General features: G+C 39.0%; 19 protein-coding genes. 17 read left to right on the top strand and 2 right to left on the bottom strand.

Annotated elements, in window-relative coordinates; all coding sequences use genetic code 11:
* The first annotated feature begins 5 nt into the window (after window positions 1–5).
* From FZF08_RS08735 to FZF08_RS08710, 6 genes are all read left to right on the top strand, one after another.
* Window positions 6–956: a glycosyltransferase family 2 protein gene (locus FZF08_RS08735; RefSeq protein WP_159468250.1), complete on the top strand. Its 951-nt coding sequence runs from the start codon at window positions 6–8 to the stop codon at window positions 954–956.
* Window positions 949–2,361 carry a DUF6056 family protein gene (locus FZF08_RS08730; protein ID WP_159468249.1) on the top strand — a complete coding sequence of 471 codons (1,413 nt, stop codon included), beginning with the start codon at window positions 949–951 and terminating at the stop codon, window positions 2,359–2,361. The genes FZF08_RS08735 and FZF08_RS08730 overlap by 8 nt, the downstream gene beginning before the upstream one ends.
* Complete coding sequence (locus tag FZF08_RS08725) at window positions 2,358–4,058, top strand: hypothetical protein (RefSeq protein WP_159468248.1); 1,701 nt, start codon at window positions 2,358–2,360, stop codon at window positions 4,056–4,058. Before FZF08_RS08730 ends, FZF08_RS08725 begins: the two co-directional genes overlap by 4 nt.
* Window positions 4,059–4,132: 74 nt before the next feature.
* On the top strand, window positions 4,133–5,077 hold the full coding sequence (locus tag FZF08_RS08720) for a glycosyltransferase family 2 protein (RefSeq protein ID WP_159468247.1): 945 nt from the start codon (window positions 4,133–4,135) through the stop codon (window positions 5,075–5,077).
* 3 nt (window positions 5,078–5,080) lie between these two features.
* A complete protein-coding gene (locus tag FZF08_RS08715; protein WP_159468246.1) occupies window positions 5,081–6,541 on the top strand; it encodes an MBOAT family protein in 1,461 nt (486 codons plus the stop codon).
* Between the two features lie 165 nt (window positions 6,542–6,706).
* Window positions 6,707–7,087: a co-chaperone GroES family protein gene (locus FZF08_RS08710; protein ID WP_159468245.1), complete on the top strand. Its 381-nt coding sequence runs from the start codon at window positions 6,707–6,709 to the stop codon at window positions 7,085–7,087.
* Between the two features lie 83 nt (window positions 7,088–7,170).
* Here FZF08_RS08710 and FZF08_RS08705 read toward each other — a convergent pair whose 3' ends face one another.
* The gene (locus FZF08_RS08705; protein ID WP_159468244.1) at window positions 7,171–7,911 is read right to left on the bottom strand and encodes a hypothetical protein; all 741 of its coding nucleotides are present in this window, start codon (window positions 7,909–7,911) and stop codon (window positions 7,171–7,173) included.
* Between the two features lie 236 nt (window positions 7,912–8,147).
* Here FZF08_RS08705 and FZF08_RS08700 point away from each other — a divergent pair, with 236 nt between their 5' ends.
* From FZF08_RS08700 to FZF08_RS08685, 4 genes are all read left to right on the top strand, one after another.
* On the top strand, window positions 8,148–9,170 hold the full coding sequence (locus FZF08_RS08700; protein ID WP_159468243.1) for an aldo/keto reductase: 1,023 nt from the start codon (window positions 8,148–8,150) through the stop codon (window positions 9,168–9,170).
* A gap of 78 nt (window positions 9,171–9,248) precedes the next feature.
* Window positions 9,249–9,722, top strand: a complete 474-nt coding sequence (locus tag FZF08_RS08695; RefSeq protein ID WP_159468242.1) for a hypothetical protein — start codon at window positions 9,249–9,251, stop codon at window positions 9,720–9,722.
* A gap of 45 nt (window positions 9,723–9,767) precedes the next feature.
* Window positions 9,768–11,090, top strand: a complete 1,323-nt coding sequence (locus tag FZF08_RS08690) for a DEAD/DEAH box helicase (RefSeq protein WP_159468241.1) — start codon at window positions 9,768–9,770, stop codon at window positions 11,088–11,090.
* Between the two features lie 148 nt (window positions 11,091–11,238).
* Window positions 11,239–12,663, top strand: a complete 1,425-nt coding sequence (locus FZF08_RS08685; RefSeq protein ID WP_159468240.1) for a DUF4173 domain-containing protein — start codon at window positions 11,239–11,241, stop codon at window positions 12,661–12,663.
* Window positions 12,664–12,870: 207 nt separating this feature from the next.
* Here FZF08_RS08685 and FZF08_RS08680 read toward each other — a convergent pair whose 3' ends face one another.
* Window positions 12,871–13,062, bottom strand: a complete 192-nt coding sequence (locus tag FZF08_RS08680) for a cold-shock protein (protein ID WP_090339609.1) — start codon at window positions 13,060–13,062, stop codon at window positions 12,871–12,873.
* 243 nt (window positions 13,063–13,305) lie between these two features.
* Between FZF08_RS08680 and FZF08_RS08675 the strand changes: the two genes are divergently transcribed.
* From FZF08_RS08675 to FZF08_RS08645, 7 genes are all read left to right on the top strand, one after another.
* Window positions 13,306–14,301 carry a YheT family hydrolase gene (locus FZF08_RS08675; protein ID WP_159468239.1) on the top strand — a complete coding sequence of 332 codons (996 nt, stop codon included), beginning with the start codon at window positions 13,306–13,308 and terminating at the stop codon, window positions 14,299–14,301.
* A gap of 271 nt (window positions 14,302–14,572) precedes the next feature.
* Entirely contained in the window at window positions 14,573–16,477 is a 1,905-nt protein-coding gene (gene serA, locus FZF08_RS08670; protein ID WP_159468238.1) for a phosphoglycerate dehydrogenase, read from the top strand.
* A gap of 171 nt (window positions 16,478–16,648) precedes the next feature.
* Window positions 16,649–17,722 (top strand): aminotransferase class V-fold PLP-dependent enzyme, encoded by a 1,074-nt coding sequence (locus tag FZF08_RS08665; protein ID WP_159468237.1) that lies wholly within the window; start codon window positions 16,649–16,651, stop codon window positions 17,720–17,722.
* A 168-nt stretch (window positions 17,723–17,890) separates the two neighbouring features.
* Window positions 17,891–18,187, top strand: a complete 297-nt coding sequence (locus FZF08_RS31730; protein WP_310590588.1) for a TIM barrel protein — start codon at window positions 17,891–17,893, stop codon at window positions 18,185–18,187.
* 218 nt (window positions 18,188–18,405) lie between these two features.
* Window positions 18,406–20,481 (top strand): hypothetical protein, encoded by a 2,076-nt coding sequence (locus FZF08_RS08655; protein WP_159468236.1) that lies wholly within the window; start codon window positions 18,406–18,408, stop codon window positions 20,479–20,481.
* A 24-nt stretch (window positions 20,482–20,505) separates the two neighbouring features.
* The gene (locus FZF08_RS08650; protein ID WP_159468235.1) at window positions 20,506–21,576 is read left to right on the top strand and encodes a family 43 glycosylhydrolase; all 1,071 of its coding nucleotides are present in this window, start codon (window positions 20,506–20,508) and stop codon (window positions 21,574–21,576) included.
* Between the two features lie 135 nt (window positions 21,577–21,711).
* The gene (locus FZF08_RS08645; protein WP_159468234.1) at window positions 21,712–22,875 is read left to right on the top strand and encodes a cellulase family glycosylhydrolase; all 1,164 of its coding nucleotides are present in this window, start codon (window positions 21,712–21,714) and stop codon (window positions 22,873–22,875) included.
* The last annotated feature ends 108 nt before the right edge of the window (window positions 22,876–22,983 follow it).

Here is a 22,983-nt window from a genome sequence, read left to right as displayed (position 1 = left end):
AACACATGAATTTATCCCGTTTACTTTTAGTAGTACCATGTTACAATGAGGAGGCGATTTTGAATCTTACCTATTCAACGCTGAAAGCTTATTACGCTGGTATTAAGGAACGGGGACTAATTGCTGCAGACAGCAAAATCTGTTTTGTGAACGATGGCAGCCGGGATAAAACCTGGGATATTATTGAAGAATTGTGCCATCAGGATGATACCATTATCGGTGTCAAACTTTCCCGGAATTTTGGCCATCAAAGTGCTATCATGGCCGGTTTGGAAAAATATATTGACGATTTTGACTGCTTCATTACCATCGACGCAGATTTACAAGATGACATTAATGCCATAACTTCCATGATTGAAAAACACCGGGAAGGCGCTATGGTTGTGTACGGTGTACGCGGTGACAGAAGTTCTGATAGCTGGTTCAAGCGCTTTTCAGCCGAAAGTTTTTATGTAGTGATGCAGAAAATGGGTGTCCCTGTTGTTTTCAACCACGCTGATTTCCGTTTGATGGATCGTCGGGTTCTTCAGGAGCTGGGCAACTTTAAGGAAATTAATATGTTCCTTCGCGGCATTGTTCCACTGATCGGTTTCAGAAATGACAAGGTGGTTTACAACCGTCTGGAACGCGCTGCCGGCGAGACTAAATATCCGTTAAGTAAAATGTTGCTTTTTGCCTGGAATGGTATCACTTCATTTTCTACCTTTCCCATGCGGCTCGTACTTTACTTCGGTGTTTTTAATTTTATGGTCGCCATGGTCATTGTGGCTTATATTTTCTTTTCCTATATCATCGGTCATACCGTTCCGGGCTGGACTTCGACGATGCTACCGCTTACTTTTTTCAGCGGTTCCAATATGATGGCGCTGGGATTGATCGGCGAATACATCGGCAAAATATATGAAGAAGTAAAAGGTCGTCCACGCTACATTATTGAAAAAACAGTTAATGAATAGATTTTATAAGAAATACCGGACCGTTGGCAATTTGATTAACATGCTTCTAGTTTTGAGCGTGCTTTTACCCTTGCTGGCATTGTCTTATTTTAACCATCCATCTCCTGCCGACGATTACTGTTATATCGATACGGTTTTCAAATACAGCTGGTGGGAAGCGATGAATTTTTATTATTCAGGATGGACAGGACGTTATTTTGGTATTTTGCTGAATCATTCCAATCCGCTGTTATTTCATTCCATAACTGGATTTAAGGTGATTCCGGTGGTTTTGTTTATGGCTATGTTGTTCGCCTTTTACAATTTATTCCGTCATCTTACGCCCACTTTATCGCGGGCAGCGCATCTTGGTTTTGCCGGTGTTGTCTTCTTTCTGTATATACTCAAAATGGCCAGTATCGTTGAAGGTTTCTACTGGATGGCTGCATTTGTTACCTATACGGTTCCAAATATTCTCACTTTATTATGGGTTGCCGTTGTACTGGACTGGTATCGTCAGGATACCAGGAAAACTTTATTGGCTATTTTAGCCAATCTGATGGTTTTCGCAATTATCGGATGTAGTGAAACCAATCTGGTTATTCTTGTAATGCTATTGGGTGCATTATGGTTTTACCGTCTTGTTTTTCACAAAAAAGTGGATAGCTTAATGATCAGTATGCTGATTATTGGAGTTTTGTCCGTTTATATTTTCCTGTCTGCTCCCGGAAATTCGGCTCGCCTGGATGGCAATCCAATGAGCAGAAATATCGGCTTTTCAATCATTTCATCTTTTAAGCAACTGGCGATTTTAAGTTTCCCGTGGATATTTAAAACACCATTACTTATCTTTTCTCTGGCCTGGGTCATTGTGCTTTCCAAAATATCGGTCGGTGCGCGCAATTACTTTTCGATGCCGGTATGGTTTGCCATTTTGCTTTATATTGGTGTGTTGGCAGGTCAGATATTCCCTTCGTATTATGGAATAGGAATTGAGCCTTCATTACGTGCAGTGAACTGTGTTTATCTGTTTTTCCTGATCGGGTGGTTTTATGTGATCGGGGTAATTTTCCATTATTTCCATAAACGGTATACACCGAATTTCCCGTTATCGTTTTTGCGTTATGGCGTGCTTTATTCGCTCCTGGTCATTTCCATTGCTTTTTCTTTCTTCCGAAGCGCGAATGTGAAAATGATTTATTCTGATTTATTAAGAGGAAAAGCGGCTGCATTCAGCAGAGAAACGGATGAGCGATATGCTTTGATCCAAAATTCAAAAACGCGGATCGTCTATTTGCCTCCAATCAAAACCAGGCCAATGTCTCTTTATTTTGACGATATCTCCACAAATAGAGATCATTGGTGGAATAAATGCATGGCAGGTTATTTCGGAAAAGAGGCTATCATTATGATTGAAACAAAGTGAATAAAAACAAATTAATACTTGCCGGTTTAGTAGCAATACCTATTGTTTTTTGGGTATTTGTCATTCTAAATAATTCTGTAAATGTACCATGGTACGATGATTTTGATCCTTTTCCGGATTTTCTTCGTCAATGGATCAACAGTGCTACTTTATCGGACCATTTGCGGCTGCTTTTTCAGCCAAACAACGAACACCGGATGGTGATTGGGAAGTTGGTCACTTTATTTTATTATGGCATTACCGGGCATCTTAATTTTACATTCCTTCACATTGCCGGAGCTTGTTTTACACTCGGGACTTTGTTCCTTTTCTGGACTTCTTTCAAAGACAGTAAATTAAAATGGTGGTATTTTCTACCGGTTCCGTTTTTATTATTTCAGCTTCAATATCATCTGGTTTTTCTTTGGGCGATTTGTAGTCTTCAGCATCAGCCAGTCATTTTCTTTGTAAGTCTTTCGATGTTATTGCTGGCCAGGAATCGTTTCGGCTGGGCGCTTTTTGCCGCGGTCTGTGCAACCTATTCTATGAGCAATGGTATTTTTGTTTGGGTTTCCGGAGCCGTGATTTTGATATTGAGATCTAATTATAAACTACTCGGAATTTGGTGCATTACCGGCGCCGCTGCCATTGGATTTTATTTTTTCGGGTTAACAACCCAGGGAAATGAATCCAGTATCGCCTATTTTAAACAATATCCACATCTATCTTTTCTAGGATTTTTTGCTTTTCTGGGCGGTTTGTTCGACTTTTTTCCTGAAAAAACAATTGTGACCAGATCCGTTCTTCCCGTCATTATGGGGCTGGCTATGATGGTATGGATTGGAATCTGGCTTTTGACGCTTGTGTTATCATGGTTTAAAAAGACTTTCAACAACGCGCAAAAATTACCTGAATTTGTGAACTCGTTTTCTGTGCATGAAATTGGGCGTAAATCGTTTCAGGAATTCCTTTTGGGAATACTTGTCTTTTTGCTGATGAATGCGCTGGTTATCGGGTTGTTGAGGCCTCGATTTGGTTTTTTTGTAATGATCGTAAGTAATTACAAAATGTATCCAGCCCTGTTCCTGATAATTGCTTATCTGTCATTTATTTCATCAACGGTCAAAATCAATTTGCAGGAAAGAGGGTTTCAGCTTGCTATATTTCTAAGTCTTTTGATCTGGTGTTTCTCCATTTACAGCTATTTGCCCGTCATTCAGGAACGGAAGAAATATCTTTCTGTAAATGGATATAATCAGGAATTTAACGGATATGGACTCGGGCATGTACCATTTTCCGGGGCTGCCAAATACGTTGATATTTTGATGAAAGAAATGGTAGCAATGGATATTTACAAGTATCCGACAGGGCCAGACCACTTGGCGGCCGAGATTAAAAAGATACAAACACCCGTTCCGGCCAATTTTGATGTGTCGGCCAAAATGTTGGATGGGAAAATCCTGATTCAGGATTCTACTGCCAAATTAAGTTCAAATACGGGACAGTATGCCTTTGTGAAAAATAAAGAGCAAGTGTATCTGTTTAAACTGGAACAGAATAAATATACCGGAAAAAACATATTCAGGCAGTATTTTAATGGTTCCAATGTGGAAGTACCAATGACCTCGCTGCTTCCCGGATCCTATGATTTGGGTGTGGTAAAAGTGAATGGAAATGAAGTTACCGGTGGCATTTTACAAAGCATAACGGTACCTTAAATAAATCAATGATTCCAAATTTCGTTTAAAGGCGTATTTTTGCGACCGTTGTCTAATCGTTTAAAAAAAGCATATTGAAAACCCCGCAAATATCTATTGTTGCTCCGTTGTACAATGAGTCAGAGTCTTTTCCACAGCTGATTCAGCGTCTCAGCGCATTAATGGATTCCAGTCCGTTAACGATTGAGGTGGTGTTGATTGATGACGGGAGCAGGGATGATACCGCTTTAAGAATGCGTCAACTGGCTTTGACGGACGAGCGTTATCATGGCGTATTTTTATCGAGAAACCATGGGCATCAGCTTGCACTAACGGCTGGCATTGCATCGGCACGAGGTAGTGAAGCCGTATTTGTGATCGACGGAGATTTACAGGATCCACCCGAACTGCTGCCAGATTTTTACAAATTGTTGCAGGAAGGCAATGATGTGGTATATGCGGTCCGGAAAAAACGGAAGGAAAGTTTTATCAAAAAAACCGGATATCATTTATTTTACCGCTTGCTGCGTTCGATTTCTTATGTTGAAATTCCGCTTGATTCAGGAGATTTTGCATTGATCAGCCGCCGTGTTGTGGATGTCATGAATAAAATGCCGGAAGAAAGCCGGTATCTCCGTGGAATGCGGTCGTGGATCGGATTCAACCAAACCGGTTTTGAATACGAAAGAGATGCACGGGTAGCAGGCGAATCAAAATATTCCTTCAAGCAATTATTCGGATTAGCCTACAACGGAATATTTAATTTTAGTGAATTTCCAATCAAGTTCATGAGCAGAATGGGCGTTTTGGCCATTCTTATTTCCCTGGTTTATTTCATCATTGTCGTTGTTAAAAAACTCTTTTTTGTCCAGGTAATAGAGGGGTTCACAGCATTGCTTTTTGTGATCATTCTTTTCAGCGGCGTGCAGCTTCTGGCACTTGGGATTATTGGTGAATATGTGCTCAGGATATTTTTTCAGTCAAAAAACCGTCCTTTGTACATAGTTAAAGAAGAGATTATAAACCGCGAGTATATTTAACAAATGCTTTTCAATTCCATACAGTTTCTGATATTTTTCATTGTAGTCACGCTGGCTTATTTCAGCCTGTCATGGCGTGGACGATGGATTCTGCTGCTGGCGGCGAGTTGTTATTTTTACATGGTTTTCAAACCGGTTTTTATTCTGATCCTGTTTGGTACCATTGTCATTGACTATTACGCCGGGATCTGGATTGCAAAAACGAAAGATCAGAAGCAGAAAAAACTATTACTGATTATCAGTCTGATATCGAATATCGGTATTCTCTGTTTTTTTAAATATTACGATTTTCTTGAAAATTCAGTAAACCATGCACTGCAAATAATTGGTTTCCGACCAGTAATTCCGCATCTGGAAAGAGTTATTCCGGAAGTTATTCTGACATGGATGGTTAATAATGCAGGCCACGTTTTATTGCCGATCGGTCTGTCTTTTCACACTTTCCAGGCCATGAGTTATACGATTGAAGTATACCGTGGGAATCAGGAACCGGAAAGAAATTTTGGTATTTACGCCCTGTATGTGATGTTTTACCCGCAGCTTGTGGCCGGGCCAATCGAGCGTCCGCAGAATATGCTGTATCAGTTTCATTCTTATTTTAAGTATGATTTTGAACAGGTAAAATCCGGTTTGGTACAAATGGCTTTTGGCTTTTTTAAGAAAATCGTCATTGCAGACAGGCTTTCCCAGGTGGTTGATTTTGCTTATATCAATCCCGCAGAACAAAACGGATTGACAATCGTTACGGCGATGGTTTTCTATTCCTTCCAGATTTATTGTGACTTCTCAGGATATTCCGATATAGCTATTGGCGCTGCGCGTGTGATGGGCTTCACATTAATGGACAATTTTCGTTCGCCTTACGAAGCCAGGTCGGTGGCAGAATTCTGGGGGAGATGGCATATTTCCTTATCAACCTGGTTTAGGGATTATCTGTATATTCCTTTAGGAGGAAACAGAAAAGGAGAATTTAATAAATACCGCAATCAGTTCATCGTATTTTTGGTCAGCGGACTATGGCACGGCGCGAGCTGGCAATTTGTGATTTGGGGCGGTCTGCATGGTACTTATCAGGTTACAGCAGCTTTGCGTGATAAGTGGATGAAAAAGGCTGGAATTTCGTTTCCGGACAACGCAGTTTCCAGATTTCTGGGTATTCTTGTAACATTCGTTCTGGTAACGATAGCCTGGATATTTTTCCGGAATAACCTCAGAAACTCACTTGTTATCCTGAAAAAAATTCCAACTTTATCTTTTGCTGATAAAATCAATACACCTTTTAATCAGGTTGAGATGTGGTTTTGTGTTTTTTTGATGTTGTTTCTTTTGGTTAAAGAACATTATTACCAAAACATCCCAACTAAAAACACAACCGGATTTTTTATCCTTTTTATTACGCTTTCATTCCTGACCTACTTCCTGGGAGTCGTTACAACAAATCAATTTATTTACTTCCAGTTTTAATTTCCAGCTGAATTTTAATTGACAGATTTTCAATGCAATTTTTGAAAGTTTGACTATTTGTGTCTTTAATTTCTGCCAAGCTGACAGAAAAAGGGTCTAGTACTATTTTTTACAATGCACTTTACTAATTAAAAACTAACGTCGCACCACGACAGATTTATAGATATGTACGAAGTTACAGCAGACAACCGGTTAAGAAGATTAATTATCGTTGGAGATCGTGTTTTGATAAAACCAAAAAGTCCTACGGACCGCACGAACAGCGGTTTGTATTTACCTCCGACAATTACCGAAAGAGAACAGGTTCAAAGTGGTTACGTGATTAAGGTTGGTCCGGGATATCCAATTCCAACGCCGTCCGAAGATGAGCCGTGGAAAGAATCGGAAGAAAAATTGAAATATATGCCTTTGCAGGCCAAGGAAGGTGATATTGCTATTTACCTGCAAAGAAATGCGATTGATCTGGAATATGATGGAGAGAAATATGTAATCGTTCCACAAGGGTCGATTTTGATGCTGGATAGGTCTGAGGATTTGTTTGAGTAACAACACAGTATCCTGAATCTTAATCAGGTATTATTAATATTTTAAAGCTCCAACGTTGAAATGAATATCAACATTGGAGCTTCTTAATTTTTGCCAAAAGAAGACAATACCGTGCTCAACGGGAAAATATCATATTCAGGACCTATGGTAAAAAGATCATCATCAATTGCCATTTCTGTAACACTTTCGGCAGTTAGGTGGTATAAAATATCGTTTTCTTCGTAGTAGAACTGTAACGGAGTTCCATCTAGTTTCAAGTATTCAGGAAAGAAAAAACCAAACGAAGTTTTTATATCCTCAGCTAACGCTAGTTCAAGGGTTTCATTTTTTTCTTTTTCAATTCGATACATCTTTTTAACAGGAATGTTTAGAAGAGTATATTTTTGTGAACTGGTTTTAAAAGTAAATTCTCGAATTTTTCCCTTAAATCCCAACTCTGCTCTTCCTTGTTTGATGTCATCAATCGTTAGAAGAACAGCAAGTTTTTTTACAAGCTCTCCTAATTGAGGATCATATAAAAAATACTTTCCTTTCTCGTTGATGATTTCTGAAAATGTATTAAAATTCTCGGGATTCTTTGGTTGTACTGTGGTAACATCTGCCCTAAACAGATTGTTTTTTTTGAACAGCTTTATTTCGCTTAGGGTAATATCTATGGAATCTTTTGGCTTGCCAGTTAGAACAGAATCAACTTTATAGATGATTACTCCTTGTGTAAATTTAATTTGAGCGTTAACAGTTATCCTGGTTAGAGTTACAATCAATATACCAAGTAGCAACTTCGAAAGCGTCCCAAAGCAGGATGTCAAAGAAAAATTCTTCATACTGTTAAATCATTAAAGTGTATGTATCGGATTTGAAATTAAACTCTTTATCTCAAATACAATCAAAAATCTGCGTTTTGATGTCATTTAATCAAACTTTGATTAAATGAAGTTGTATTTGGTTCGTAATATTTGGTCAGATCATTTCAAACATTTGTTCAAACAATAACATTACCCTCCTGAAATAAACCTTAATTTTAAGGGCAGTAATCGTGTTCATTCAAAAACAGACTATCATGAAATATAAGTTTTTAGGGAACACCGGTGTTCTGGTTTCGGAATTATGTTTCGGTACCATGACTTTTGGTGGTGATGGATATTGGGAAGCCATTGGTAAACTTCAACAGGAAGAAGGTAGTGCTTTGGTAAAAACGGCGTTCGACAGTGGAATAAATTTCTTTGACACCGCTAACGTTTATTCTTACGGTAAGTCTGAAGAAATACTTGGAAAGTCATTCAAGGATCTGGGAATCAGCAGGAGTGAAGTGGTGGTTGCGACAAAAGCCAGAGGCAGAATGGCACCAGGCGCTAACCAGATCGGCTTGTCAAGATTGCATATTATGGACTCAGTAAATGACAGTTTGCGCCGTCTGGACATGGACCATATCGATCTTTTCTACATCCACGGTGTTGATGCTTATACGCCGTTGGAAGAAACGATGCGAGGCTTGGAAGATATCGTTCGTTCCGGAAAAGTGCGTTATCTGGGTGTGAGTAACCATGCTGCTTGGCAAATTATGAAGGCAAATGGTATTGCAGAAAAAAATGGCTGGACAAAATTTGTTGCCTGCCAGCATTATTATACCATCGCTGGCCGTGATCTGGAACGTGAATTAATTCCGATGATGGAAGATCAAAACCTGGCTTTAATGCCTTGGAGCCCATTAGCGGGCGGCTTTCTTTCCGGAAAATATACAAGAAATAATGAAACCTCAGGGGACAACCGTCGTGATAATTTTGATTTTCCCCCAATTGATAAGGAAAAAGCGTATGATATTATCGACGTCATTCAACCTATTGCAGAATCGCACGGCGTGTCAGTTGCGCAAATTGCTTTGGCTTGGTTATTACATCAAAAAAGCGTGACAAGTGTAATAATCGGAGCTAAAAAACCGGAACAATTAAAAGATAACATCGCATCAACGACCGTTTCATTGTCTCAGTCGGATCTTGCGCAATTATATGATATCAGTATGCTCAACACGGAATATCCGCAGTGGATGTTTGAGCGTCAGGGAAGAGACAGACTTCCGCAATAGATTTTTTTAATATGAAAAGTAAAGGCAGCTGGACGTCCGGCTGCTTTACTTTTTCCAACCTCTCTAATCAGTTTATAAATGATTTACCTTTTATGGTCTTTGTTTAATATAGGAATGCTTGTCTGGTTTCTTTTAATCGCATTCGGTGCTTTAAAATTGTTTTTGAAAGAAATGGGCATGGTTTCGACTATCATTTTTGTCATTGGCATTTTTTCTTTCATAAAAGGATCGGTGGTGAGTAACCAGGACAAGGGATATCAAATGAAACAGAATGAAGCCGTTGGGATGCAGAATCTGGAAAATGCAATTTCCTATCATTTGGATCTCAGTTATATTTACACAAAAGACTCAACCTACACCGGACAATTATCCTCAAAGATCCTGGTAAACGGGCTGATTTCCGGACATGGATGGAATCCCGGATTGACTTCTGCCGTAATGGAAAATGGGATTGTCAACTATCATGTAAGGGGAGATCATCAATGGAAACTACTCGGGCTGGTATTGTACAATCAGGATCAGGAGTTTAAGGGTACTATCAAAGTGAAATAATGATAACTATACGGATTTAGCGGAAGAACAAAGTACCTTTGCATTATGTCAAATAAGGAAAATTTAGAAACCACGCTATCAGGGCTGGGAATCGCTGCGTTAAATGAAATGCAGCAAGAGGCAAATACTGCGATTCAGGAAAATTCAGAAATACTTTTGTTATCCCCGACAGGTTCAGGTAAAACACTTGCGTTTTTACTTCCGATCATGTCGGTTTTGCAAAAGGATATATCAGATGTTCAATGCATTATCATTGTACCAACAAGAGAATTGGCATTGCAAATTGAATCTGTTTGGAGAAAAATGTCAACCGGTTTTAAAGTGACCTGCTGTTATGGCGGACATGATATGCAAACTGAAATAAGAAGCCTTAGTGAAGCTCCTGCACTTTTAATTGGAACGCCGGGAAGATTAATGGATCATATTTTCAGAAAGACTTTCACGACCAGAAAAATTACAACGCTAATTCTGGATGAATTTGATAAGTCTCTGGAAATGGGTTTTCAGGATGAAATGTCTGAGATCATGGGCAACTTACGTGGACTAAAAAAGAGAATTTTAGTATCTGCCACGGAAGGGTCCAAAGTACCTTCTTTTACAGGTGTTAAAAATCCTGTTGTGCTGGATTTTATCGCGAATAAAAATCAGGAAAGCGGCCTGACAGTAAAACTTGTTTTGTCTGAGAATAAAGATAAAACAGAAAAACTGGTTCAGCTTTTAAGTTTTCTGGGTTCAGAATCAACATTGATTTTCTGCAATCTTCGCGAATCTGTGGAGCGGCTAAGTACTATTTTAAAAGAAGAAGGAATCGATTGTGCCTATTTCCATGGCAAACTTGAACAGGAAGACAGAGAGCGTACCTTAATTCGTTTCAGAAACGGATCTACTTTATATCTAGCTGCTACCGACTTAGCGGCTCGGGGTCTGGATATTCCTGACATGAAGCATGTTATACATTTTGAGCTTCCGTTAAAAGCAGATGAATTCAGACACCGTAACGGTCGTACCGCGCGTATGCTGACGGAAGGAACGGCTTATATTTTGTTAAATTCTGACGAAACTTTACCTGAATATATTGTAAGAAAACCTCAGGTTTTGGATCTTCCAGCAAAATATACATTGCCAGCTCCATCCGAATGGACCACCATTTATATCAGCGGAGGAAAGAAAAACAAGCTGAATAAAATGGATATTGTTGGCTTTTTAATTCAAAAAGGAAAACTGGAAAAACAGGATCTTGGATTGATTGAAGTGAAAGATAATATCTCCTTTGCTGCTGTCAGAAAAAGTCAGGTTAAATCCATGCTGAGCCTTATTTCGGAGGAAAAAATGAAAGGGAAAAAGTTTAAAATTGAAGTTGCGAGATAGAAAATTAAATACAGATTATTCAAACGGATACGACCTTTATTGATCGTGTCCGTTTTTTTTTATGTAAATAAATATGGAGGCAATCTTGGTTTAATGATTTTAAATTGATTTACTTTGCAATTCAAAGTACTTTTAAAATATATCAATTATGATCAAGATTCGTACTTACCTGCTCTGGATTGCGCTTACGGCTTTGCACACGTATCTATTTTATCACCATGATGTGGGCGTCAATGCACTTTTATTTTCTATTTTAACTGTTGGCGTGACAACCTGGTATCACAAGCTTGGAAGTGAAAAATTGTGGTGGATGGCGGCTTCCGGTCATCTTATTTCTGCTTTGGCTGTTTCCTTACATTCTTATTTTAGTAGTGCCGCTACCTACAATCTGTCGTTTTATGTTTTAGCCGGATATGTTATTTCGATGCGTAGCAGCTTGCCGGTAGCTTTTATCAATGGCATGTACAGAAGTATATTTTACAGCTTTTTTATTACCATTTATTCAGCGTTTCTGGATTTGCTTGATGTTATTACCCATTCAAATAAATCTTATTTTTCTCTGAGAAAAACAACACTTTATATTGCACCAATCTCGGTAACGGCCATTTTTTATGTTTTATACGGTACTGTAAACCCTGATTTTTTTCTTTCCATAAACTTTCCTGAATGGCAGTTCAACTACGAATTGATTTTTTACACTTTGTTTGGAAGCGCTATTATTTGTCCGCTGTTTTTTCCGGGTCCAACGGGCAGACTGGCAGAATGGGATTTAACAAATCCTGATCTTCTTAAAAGAATGGAGGGTAAAAAGAGTGGCAGAAGGTTTACTACAATGGGTTTATTCTATGAAAACAGACAGGGTGTCATTATGTTTATAATGCTTAATACCTTAATAGCTATTTTTCTGGCTTTTAGTATTTTACAAATATTTTTCCCGTCGCTCAATCATCATCCGGCTGGCCATTCGGATCAGGTGCACCAGGGATTTGAAGTGCTTGTTTTGAGTATTATCATAGCTATTTTACTGATTATGTACTACTTCCGAAAAAACGAAAATTTTTATGATAAGAAAGTCAAGCTTGTCAAACTGGCAACAATCTGGATCATACTGAATGGTATTCTTATACTTTTCACCTGTTATAAAAATGTACTTTACATTGATGCTTTTGGTTTGACATACAAGCGGATATGGGTTTTTATAGGAATGATGTTAACAGGAATAGGCTTATATCTAACGATTATTAAAATATACAAAGTCAGAACAAACTGGTATTTGCTGCGCCAGAATGCCTGGGTGCTTTATTTTACGGTCGCGTCATTTGGCGTTGTAGATTGGGATCGCCTGATTACCTGGTATAATCCTAACTATGCTGAATTTCTGGATGTGAAATATATTTTAAACCTGGGCAATACCCAGATTCCCTATATGAGTGAATTGCTGGATGCAAATGATCCGAGAATTATACCTTTCAAAACTGACATAGAGAGGAAAATGGTTAATCAGCGTTTACCAGCAGATTGGCAATCCCAAACCGCTGATACACAATGGATGCTCAGAGAATATAAAAAATAAAAAAAATGCCGGGTGAATTAATCTATTAGCCATGATAATTAATTCCCCGGTTTTTTATGCTTTTAAGAAAACCATAGTATTTTGCGAACTCCATCTTATACTGATTTCATAGATAGAATGACTGGTATTTTTTTAAATGAACAATCTGGACACAAAAAAAGCCTGGTATCGCGATACCAGGCTTTCCAAATGATATTATGATTAAACTTAGATAACTTTAACGTTAACCGCGTTTAGACCTTTTTTGCCATTTTCTACTTCGTAAGACACTTTGTCATTTTCACGGATATCGTCTTGAAGACCTGAAACGTGAACGAAAATGTCTTGGTCTCCATTAGATGGAGAAATGAAACCAAATCCTTTGGAATCATTGAAAAATTTTACTGTACCTTCTGCCATTAGTATTGTTCTTATATATTTTGAAGCCCAAATATACGAACGTCTTTTGGATATGCAAGAGAAAAGTATTTTTAATTTAGAAAAATTAATATTTAATTATTTTCGATAGAATTGGTAGACTGTAAATTCAGCGTACCAAATTCTTCAAAAACGATTGCTAATTTAAATAATTCCTAAATTTTTGGCTTACGAAACATTTAACTGGTTTCTTTGTTTCCTTATTGATTCATCCGGAGTGTAAGCATGCCAGTTATCCGAAATTCTCATCATAATCCTCCTTTTTGGCTCCCCAACGGCCATTTGCAAACCATTTATCCCGCACTTTTCAGAACCATTAACTCGGTTGATTACCAACGTGAACGCATTGCTACACCAGATCAGGATTTTCTGGATCTGGATTGGTCGCTGGCGACTAAAGAATCCGGTTTTCATGACAAAAATAAACTTGTAATTCTTTCGCACGGACTGGAAGGAAATAGTACCCGGCAATATATTTTGGGCATGGTAAGGTTTCTAAGTGCAGAAGGATACGACTGTCTTGCCTGGAACTTTCGGAGTTGCAGTGGTGAAATGAATAAAACTTCCCGATTTTATCACAGCGGTGCTACCGAAGATCTGGATCTTGTTATTCAACATGTTTTTGAAAAAGGATATACTCACGTTGATTTGTTGGGTTTCAGCCTTGGTGGAAATCTGACACTTAAATATTTGGGAGAAAAAGCTTTCAATATTGATCCAAGGATAAAAAAAACCGTTGTTTTTAGTGTTCCAATGGATTTGAAAGCATGCAGTCTGGAAATTGTTAAGCCTCAAAACCGGATATATCAATCGAGATTTCTAAAAACCCTAAAACCCAAAGTTGATCAAAAAGCAGTTCACTTTCCCGGAGATATCAATCCTGCTGATTTCAAATTTGTAAATACATTATATGACTTCGATGATATTTTCACCGCGCCGCTCCACGGGTTTCAAAATGCAGACCATTATTATGAAATGAGCAGCGCAATGTTTTTTGTCAAAAATATAACCATTCCTACCTTAATTGTAAATGCCGCCAATGATCCGATTGTTCCCGAAAATAGCCTTCCAGTAAGCCTGATCGATACTCTATCAAATGTTTTATTAGAGATTTCTGATTTTGGAGGTCATTGCGGATTTCGTCCTTCGGGTTTATTTCAAATCAATTACTGGTCAGAGTTGCGTGCACTGGAATTTCTTCGCGATAAATCATTGTTGTAGGCTTATGTACGCTAGCCTATATTTTCTTTAAGTTATTTTTTTGTTTAAGTGAACGTAACTAATTGATATTCAATAATATTTTCGTGAATATACATTTTTTATGAGCTTTATAAAGTTCTCAAAACAATAATAAAAAGCGTCAGATTAACATTTTTTTAGGGTCATAGAAAACAGATTCGTAATTTTGTGACAAAATTGGGAATCCAACCAAATTTCACCGTTTGAAACGTTCACATTTTAATTTGATACTTATTCAGTTATCTCCTGCTTCATGCCGACATTAACACTCAATCCCCCGCATATCATTATCGATTTTGACAGTACTTTCACCAAAGTAGAAGGACTGGACGAACTTGCTGCCATTGCTTTGACAGGGCATCCGCAACGTGAAAAAATTGTTCAGGAAATTGCTGACCTGACGAATATGGGTATGAACGGGGAAATGTCTTTTTCGGAAGGACTTCACAAGCGAATTGATCTTTTGAAGGCTACCCGTGCCAATATTGAGGAACTGGTTTCTTTTCTGAAAACCAAGGTTTCCGATTCTTTCAAGCGCAACAAACAGTTTTTAACTGAAAATGCAGACCATATTTTTATCGTTTCAAGCGGATTTAAAGAATTTATTATTCCAGTTGTAACGGAATTTGGTCTTCGCGCGGATCATGTATATGCTAATGAGTTCCGGTTTGATGAAGAAGGAAATATCATTGGAATTGATGAAGAAAATGTTTTGTCGACAGACGGAGGAAAAATAAAATTACTTTCTTCTCTGAAACTGGAAGGTGAAGTTTACGCGATTGGTGATGGTTATACCGATTATCAAATAAAAGAAGCAGGTTTTGCAAACCGTTTCTATGCATTTACAGAAAACGTGGAACGTCCGAAAGTCGTAGCCGTTGCAGATCATATCGCTACTTCCTTTGACGATTTCTTGTATGACAATAAATTGAGCAGAAGCCAGTCTTATCCAAAAAGCCGGATAAAGGTTCTTTTGCTTGAAAATGTTCACCCGGTTGCTTTGCGTGCTTTTGAAGAGCAGGGTTTTAATGTTGAGTTTGTAAAAGGTGCGCTTGATGAAGACGAACTTTGCGAGCGTATCAAGGATGTATCCATTATTGGTATTCGTTCCAAAACAAATATTACAAAAAGAGTTCTTGAAAATGCCAATCGTTTGATGGCAATCGGTGCGTTTTGTATTGGTACAAACCAGATCGATCTGGAAGCTGCGGCTGAAAAAGGTATTGCCGTTTTCAATGCGCCATATAGCAACACGCGTTCTGTGGTTGAATTGGCGGTTGGCGAGATGATTTTGCTGATCAGAAATATAGTTACAAAAACTAACCAGATGCATGCCGGAATCTGGGATAAATCTGCGAACGGAAGTTTTGAAGTTCGTGGCAAAAAACTGGGCATGGTAGGTTACGGAAGTATCGGTACACAGCTTTCTGTTGTGGCTGAGGCGTTGGGAATGGAAGTGTATTTTTATGATGAAGTTGAAAAACTATCTCTTGGAAATGCCCGTAAACTTAATTCTCTGGATGAGCTGCTTTCCGTTGCGGACGTAATCAGTATGCACGTGGATGGTCGCAAGGAAAATGCAAACCTTATTAGCACGCGTGAATTCAGCCTGATGAAAGATGGTGTGATTTTCATGAATCTTTCCCGTGGGCATGTGGTCGATATTGAAGCTTTGGCAGCAGCCGTAAAAAGTGGAAAAGTAGCAGGAGCAAGCGTTGACGTTTTCCCGAAAGAGCCGAAAACAAATGATGAATCTTTTGAAAGCGCATTACGCGGATTGCCAAATGTAATTCTGACGCCGCATATCGGAGGAAGTACCGAAGAAGCCCAGGCAAATATTGGTCATTTTGTTCCTTCCAAATTGCTGGAATTTATGAACAATGGTAGCTCTTACGGAAGTGTTAATTTCCCGGAAGTGCAATTGCCAAAACTAAAAGATTCTCACCGTTTGCTTCACATTCACGCAAACGTACCGGGTGTATTAGCCAAACTGAATAATATTTTCGCGAAAAATAATATCAACATCACAGGCCAATATCTGAAAACGAACGAGAAAATCGGCTACGTAATCGTTGATATCGCCAAAGGATATACAGAGGAATTTATTCAGGAAGTAAAAGAAGTAGAAGGTACAATTCGTTTTAGAATGTTGTACTAGTATTATAGTCAGGAATTATTATTTGATGATCAGTGATTGTCAATTATAGTCAAGGATTGTCAGGTTTAGTCACGTGTTGTTTGGCGACACTTGACAATAAATGACAATACTTGACAAAACCTGACAATGAATGACCATTGAAAATTGATCCCACTTTCTAGCAATATTAAAATGTCACTAACTTTTTTCACTCCAGGTCCCGCGCAGCTTTACCCGACATTTGAAAAACATTTACAGACTTTTGTAAGTGAGCAGTTGGGTTCAATTTCGCATCGCAGCCAGCAGTATCGTGATTTGCATAAATTTACGGTTGACCAGCTTCGTACGCTTTTGAATGTTCCTGATTCACACGCTATTTTGTTTCTTGGGTCTGCGTCAGAGGCTTGGGAGCGTATTTTATTTAGCTGTGTAGAACTTGAAAGTTTTCATTTGGTAAATGGATCTTTCTCGAAAAAATTCTATGATTATTCCCTTGGCTTGTGCAAATATGCGCACAGCCAGGAAAAGCCGATGGGTGAAGGTTTCAGTGCTTCCGAAATCGTGGTTCCTGAATATGCAGAGTTGATCTGTACAACCCATAACGAGACAAGTTCTGGGGTACAAATGCCGGTTTCTGAAATTCATAAACTGAAACAAAAATATCCGGACAAACTGATCGCGGTGGACATTGTTTCATCAGCGCCATATCCTGAGCTGGATTTTAATTTAATTGACACGGCATTTTTCTCCGTTCAAAAAGCATTTGGCTTGCCAGCCGGACTTGGTGTCTGGATTGTGAACGAAAAATGTTTGAAAAAATCGGAAGAAATTAAAAAGCAATATTCCATCGGTGCGCACAATGATTTGCCGACGCTTTGGAAAAACGCTCAAAATAACGAAACACCAGCGACTCCCAACGTGATGGGAATTTACTTATTAGGTAAAATCGCAGAGGATTTTAATAAAATTGGTGTAAAAAATATCCGTAAAGAAACCGAACAAAAGGCGGATCTTCTTTATAAATTTATAGAAAGCACAAACGGTTTTTCTTCTTTTGTAAAAGATAAAAAATACAAATCTCAAACCGTTATCGTTGCCAATACAGAGCAACCGTCAGCGGATATTATTAAAGCTGTCAAAGCAAAGGGAATGGTAATCGGCAGCGGTTATGGACAATTTAAATCTTCCCAGCTGCGCATTGCTAATTTTCCTGCTACTTCTCTGGAACAAATTCAGTCTTTAATTCAGGAATTGAAGGCATTGTAAAATAAAATATTTAATGTGTTTAAAGCGCAAAATCGTAATCGGTTTTGCGCTTTTTTAGTTTTGAAATTTTGGAGGATCGATAGTAATTTTTCTTTGATTTGTGAAGAGGAAATTGGGTGAGTATCAAATACAAAATTACTCCTCATTCAATATTTGCTCTAATATTGAATCATAAACACCTTTCAGCTCAGCTTCTATTCTATTAGTAGAAAAATCGTAGCAGATCATAGTATCGTGGTTGGGCTGGAACCGTTAAGTCGTTTTGAAACGGATATGGTAAATACCGTTGATCAGGCGCTTTCCATTGTGAACGAAGTGGCCAGCCTTAACCTGAAAATTGTTCCCGATACCTTTCATTCCAATATTGAAGAAAAAGATATTCCGGCTTCGATCAGGAAAATTGGCAAAAAAATGCTTTGTCATGTACAGGGAAGTGAAATCGATCGCGAAACTTCCGGAACCTGACATTTGGAATGGGATGGGGTCAGTGAAGCGTTCAAAGAAATTGGTTATGACGGAGCTTTTGGCATTGAAACTTTTGGACAGCCGTCAAAAGAACTGCCAAAATAGGTCTGTATCTGGCGACCGTTAGCAAACAGTGTCCTGAAAATTCCCCTGGTAAAATCGATACGTTACCATCTTTTGTCAAAAACAGTATGCGTTTTTAAATTAATAAATTCGTTATGAGAAATCCGGTTCTATTCCTTTTGCTTACAATTTGTACGTCTGCGTTTGGACAAGTACCGGTTGATCTTCAAAGTTTTGATAAGAAAAGTAAGGTTCAGGTTGCAGTTAAGGACAATATGCTTCATATCAGCTGGCCAACCGGAACAACTGAAAATGGTAAAATCTCTTTTGATTTGAGAGATGAGAAACCGCTTTTAAATACGATTCAGGTTATTGAAAACAATATTTCCCACACCGTTTCCAAAGATCTTGATCCGGCATTTATCGTTAACGTGGGAAAAAGGGATTTAATATCTCAAAATGGCTGGAACATCTTTTTTGATAAAACCGCCTATTTGCCTTATGAAACTTACACGGTGAAACTTGTGAAAACCGGCGTAAAGGTAATTTCATCGGGCTCGCATACGCAGATAAAAGTGGATGGTGCTACGGCTGGCCCATTTTCCGGATCGATTGATATTACTTTATACAATGGAAGTCCGCTGTTAAATATCGCAGCCGCTTTAACCACAAAACGTGATTCTGTCGCCATTATTTATGACGCAGGATTGGTAAGCAAACAATCGCCATGGGAAAAAATATTCTGGTCGGATACGCAGCAATATGTTCAGGATAAAAAACTGGATGGAAAAGAAGAAGGGCAGGAGCTTGAAGTTAAATACCGTACGATTATTGGTCAGAGTAACGAAGGAAGTATTGCTATTTTTCCTGCGCCGCATCAATATTTTTATCCGCTCGACAATTGCTATAATCTGAATTTTACCTGGTTTGGAAATAATTACAGAAAGCTGATTCCAGGTTATGGAATAGGGATCAGGAATGATATGCTTGGCGACAGGCGTTGGGTTCCCTGGTTCAATGCTCCTCCAGGAACGGAACAGAAACTTAATTTTTTCTGTCTGATCAGTGCTGAAAAAGATGGGAAAGTTTTGGAAAAAGTGAAAGCCTTTACGCATCAGGATACTTACAAACCGTTGGAAGGTTACTACACAATGGCAAGTCATTTCCACCAGGAACATGTGGATGACGTTTTGACGCACAAACCGATGCCGGATGTTCCCGGATTTGTAAAAGCATTTAGAAATACCGGCGTTAATATTGTACACCTCGGAGAATTCCACGGACCGGGAAGTCCAAAAGGGCCGGAGGTCAAAAGATGGCTGGAACAAAAAACACTTTTTGAAGAATGCGCCCGATTATCCGGCGGTAATTTTCTCCTTTTACCCGGTGAAGAACCAAACAATTTCTTTGGAGGACACTGGATGAATATTTTTCCAAAACCTGTGTATTGGGTTATGGCAAGAGGAAAGGACGAACCATTTGTAGAAGATCATCCGGAATATGGAAAACTTTATAGAATTGGCAGCAAGGAAGATATGTTGAAATTGCTGGAAATTGAAAAAGGGCTGGCATGGACGGCTCATGCCAGAACAAAAGGTTCAACAGGTTTTCCTGACAAATATAAAAATGAGTCATTTTTCAAATCAGACCGGTTTTTAGGGGCTGCATGGAAGGCGATACCTGCGGATTTATCACAGGATAAATTGGGGAAACGCGCTTTTGATCTGATGGACGATATGGCCAATTGGGGCCAAAAAAAGTATGTAATCGCCGAAGCCGATTTGTTCAGGATCGAACCTGAATATGAACTTTACGGTCATTTGAACATCAACTATCTGCAACTTGACGAAATGCCGGAATTTGAAAAAGGCTGGCAGCCCGTTTTAACAGCGATGGAATCTGGTAAATTCTTCTCGACGACAGGTGAAATTCTGTTGCCGGTTTTTAAAGTCAACAATAAGAAGTCTGGCGAAACTGTCAAACTGGATGCAAAAGGTACTACGGATATCATTTTGGAAACAAGCTGGACTTTCCCATTAAACAAAGCGGAGATAATTTCCGGTGACGGAAAAGAAGTATTTCGGGAAGTGATCAATTTGAACGATACGCAGGCATTTGGACAAAAAACGTTTCATTTTTCACCCAATCTTAAAAATAGAAAATGGGTGAGACTGGAAGTTTGGGACGTAGCGGCCAATGGAGCATTTACACAAACTGTCTGGCTTGAATAAAAGATATTTTCAATTAAAAATGATATGAAATTAGTAGTAACAATTCTGACTTTTTTAACTGTTATAACAGGGAATGTTTTCTGTCAAACGGTTGATATTCAGTCGAAAAAATCGTTGATAAAAGCAAATCCTACCAGATACCACAATCCGGTTTTCGAACCAATCCTGGCCGATCCGTCTGTGATCCGGGCGGATGATGGCTGGTTTTATGCTTACGGAACCCAGGATAATTGGGGTGACGGAAATCCCGGTCATTTGGTAGCGGTAGTTCGTTCTAAAAATTTAACCAACTGGACTTTTGTAAAAGATGCTTTTCTGACAAAACCGGAATGGAAAGAAAAAGGCGGAATCTGGGCTCCGGATGTTGTGAAAGTGAATGGCAAATATCATTTATATTATGCCTTTTCAACCTGGGGTGATTCAAATCCTGGAATCGGACTCGCTACTGCGGATTCACCAGCCGGTCCTTTTAACGATGAAGGAAAAATACTTTTAAGCTCGGAAGTAAATGTTCCAAATTCAATCGATCCATTTTTTATTGAAGATAAGGGTAGCAAATATCTTTTTTGGGGAAGTTATAGCGATGCACCAACACAGGGAACTTATGGCGTGAAAATGTCTGAAAATGGAAAATCTATTCCAGATCTTGGTGAAAAAATAAAGGTTGCTGCCGGAGATTTTGAAGCAGTCATGATCCATAAACGCGGTGAATATTATTACTTTTTCGGATCAAGGGAAAATTGCTGTGACGGCGCAAAAAGCAGATATAATATTCGTGTTGGCAGGTCGAAAAACCTTTTCGGGCCTTATCTGGATAAAGAGGAAAAGGATTTACGGGAGCGAGGTTCGGGGACTGTATTGGTTCACAGAACCGAGCAAATCGCAGGCCCAGGACATAATTCCCGAATTATAACAGATTCAAATGGAGCTGATTGGATGTTGTATCACGCCATAGATGTTAAAAATCCAACTGTTTCAACCGGAGCCAATCGTCGGTTTTTAATGCTTGATAAAGTAACCTGGAAAGATGGCTGGCCGGAAATTTTAAACACAGAACCAAGTATGGAAGAACATGAAGGGCCTTTTTTTAAATAGTGAGGTTTCACGCGAAGCAAAAAAGCGAACGCCGCGCGGTTTAAGCGCAGAGTACGCAAAGAATAAGCTTAGCGATCTTAGCGTTTTATCTTCGCTGCTTTGTGTGAAACCCTTAAAACTCTTAAATCTTTATAAATGAAATTATTGAAAACGACAGTTTGGGCATTACTTATTGGACTTTCCTTCCAAAACTGTGCGAAAAAGGCAGAAGAAAAAAAGGAAGAATCCACAACAGAGGAAAAGTCAGCATCCAGGGAAATCTGGACAAAAGAGCAAGCCAAAGATTGGTATGGTAAAAAAGATTGGATCGTTGGTGCCGACTTTTTGCCAAGTACCGCTATCAATCAGCTGGAAATGTTTCAGGAAGCTTCTTTTGATACGGCTACAATTAACAGAGAATTAGGCTGGGCGGAAGGAATCGGCATGAATACGATGCGTGTTTATCTTCACGATTTATTATGGCAGCAGGATTCAACAGGTTTTTTGAAAAGACTGGATACTTTTCTTTCCATCGCAGACAAACATAAAATTAAACCCGTTTTTGTAATCTTCGATTCCTGCTGGGATCCTTTTCCGAAATTAGGAACTCAGCGAGCGCCGAAACCAGGTGTGCATAATTCCGGTTGGGTACAAAGTCCTGGTTACAATGCCTTAAAAGACAGTACGCAATATCCTCGTTTGGAACAATATGTAAAGGGTGTTGTGAAAGAATTTGCGGACGACGACCGCGTGCTGGCCTGGGATATCTGGAACGAGCCGGACAATACAAATAACAGTTCGTATGGAAAAGTTGAACTTCCAAACAAAGTAGATTATGTATTGCCACTGATGAAAAAAGCTTTTGGCTGGGCAAGATCGGTTAATCCTGAGCAGCCGTTAACAGCCGGGGTTTGGGCAGGCGACTGGACTTCACACGAAACTTTGAAACCAATAGAAAAAGCAAGTATCGACGAATCCGATGTGATTTCTTTTCATAATTATGACAATGCAAACGAGTTTGAAAAGCGAATCAAACAATTGCAGCAATACGATCGCCCGATGATTTGTACCGAATACATGTCGCGTGGAAATGGCAGTTTCTTTGAAGGATCTTTGCCAATTGCGAAGAAGTATAATGTAGGCGCAATCAACTGGGGATTGGTTGATGGTAAATCACAGACAAGATATCCGTGGGACAGCTGGAAAAAAACATACACCAGCGAACCGACGCTTTGGTTCCACGATATTTTCAGAAAAGACGGAAAGCCTTACAAACAAGCAGAAGTTGACCTGATAAAACAACTTACTGCGCGCAAATAATTTTTGGAAAGTAATGAACTCCCGTGATGGCTAAAACCTGTCACGGGATTTATTTTTTACCTGTATATTTGACATCATGTTCCCAATCTGAAAATACCCGAACCCGAT

The organism is Dyadobacter sp. 3J3 (assembly GCF_009801115.1).
GTDB lineage: Bacteria > Bacteroidota > Bacteroidia > Cytophagales > Spirosomataceae > Dyadobacter.
This window is presented reverse-complemented; position numbering and strand designations above follow the sequence as displayed.

Bases quoted from the DNA above. Each gene is read 5' to 3' on its own strand.
- FZF08_RS08735 (WP_159468250.1), top strand. From the start codon at position 6: ATGAATTTATCCCGTTTACTTTTAGTAGTACCATGTTACAATGAGGAG.
- FZF08_RS08730 (WP_159468249.1), top strand. From the start codon at position 949: ATGAATAGATTTTATAAGAAATACCGGACCGTTGGCAATTTGATTAAC.
- FZF08_RS08715 (WP_159468246.1), top strand. From the start codon at position 5,081: ATGCTTTTCAATTCCATACAGTTTCTGATATTTTTCATTGTAGTCACG.
- FZF08_RS08710 (WP_159468245.1), top strand. From the start codon at position 6,707: ATGTACGAAGTTACAGCAGACAACCGGTTAAGAAGATTAATTATCGTT.
- FZF08_RS08705 (WP_159468244.1), bottom strand. From the start codon at position 7,911: ATGAAGAATTTTTCTTTGACATCCTGCTTTGGGACGCTTTCGAAGTTG.
- FZF08_RS08700 (WP_159468243.1), top strand. From the start codon at position 8,148: ATGAAATATAAGTTTTTAGGGAACACCGGTGTTCTGGTTTCGGAATTA.
- FZF08_RS08695 (WP_159468242.1), top strand. From the start codon at position 9,249: ATGATTTACCTTTTATGGTCTTTGTTTAATATAGGAATGCTTGTCTGG.
- FZF08_RS08690 (WP_159468241.1), top strand. From the start codon at position 9,768: ATGTCAAATAAGGAAAATTTAGAAACCACGCTATCAGGGCTGGGAATC.
- FZF08_RS08685 (WP_159468240.1), top strand. From the start codon at position 11,239: ATGATCAAGATTCGTACTTACCTGCTCTGGATTGCGCTTACGGCTTTG.
- FZF08_RS08680 (WP_090339609.1), bottom strand. From the start codon at position 13,062: ATGGCAGAAGGTACAGTAAAATTTTTCAATGATTCCAAAGGATTTGGT.
- FZF08_RS08675 (WP_159468239.1), top strand. From the start codon at position 13,306: ATGCCAGTTATCCGAAATTCTCATCATAATCCTCCTTTTTGGCTCCCC.
- serA (WP_159468238.1), top strand. From the start codon at position 14,573: ATGCCGACATTAACACTCAATCCCCCGCATATCATTATCGATTTTGAC.
- FZF08_RS08665 (WP_159468237.1), top strand. From the start codon at position 16,649: ATGTCACTAACTTTTTTCACTCCAGGTCCCGCGCAGCTTTACCCGACA.
- FZF08_RS08655 (WP_159468236.1), top strand. From the start codon at position 18,406: ATGAGAAATCCGGTTCTATTCCTTTTGCTTACAATTTGTACGTCTGCG.
- FZF08_RS08650 (WP_159468235.1), top strand. From the start codon at position 20,506: ATGAAATTAGTAGTAACAATTCTGACTTTTTTAACTGTTATAACAGGG.
- FZF08_RS08645 (WP_159468234.1), top strand. From the start codon at position 21,712: ATGAAATTATTGAAAACGACAGTTTGGGCATTACTTATTGGACTTTCC.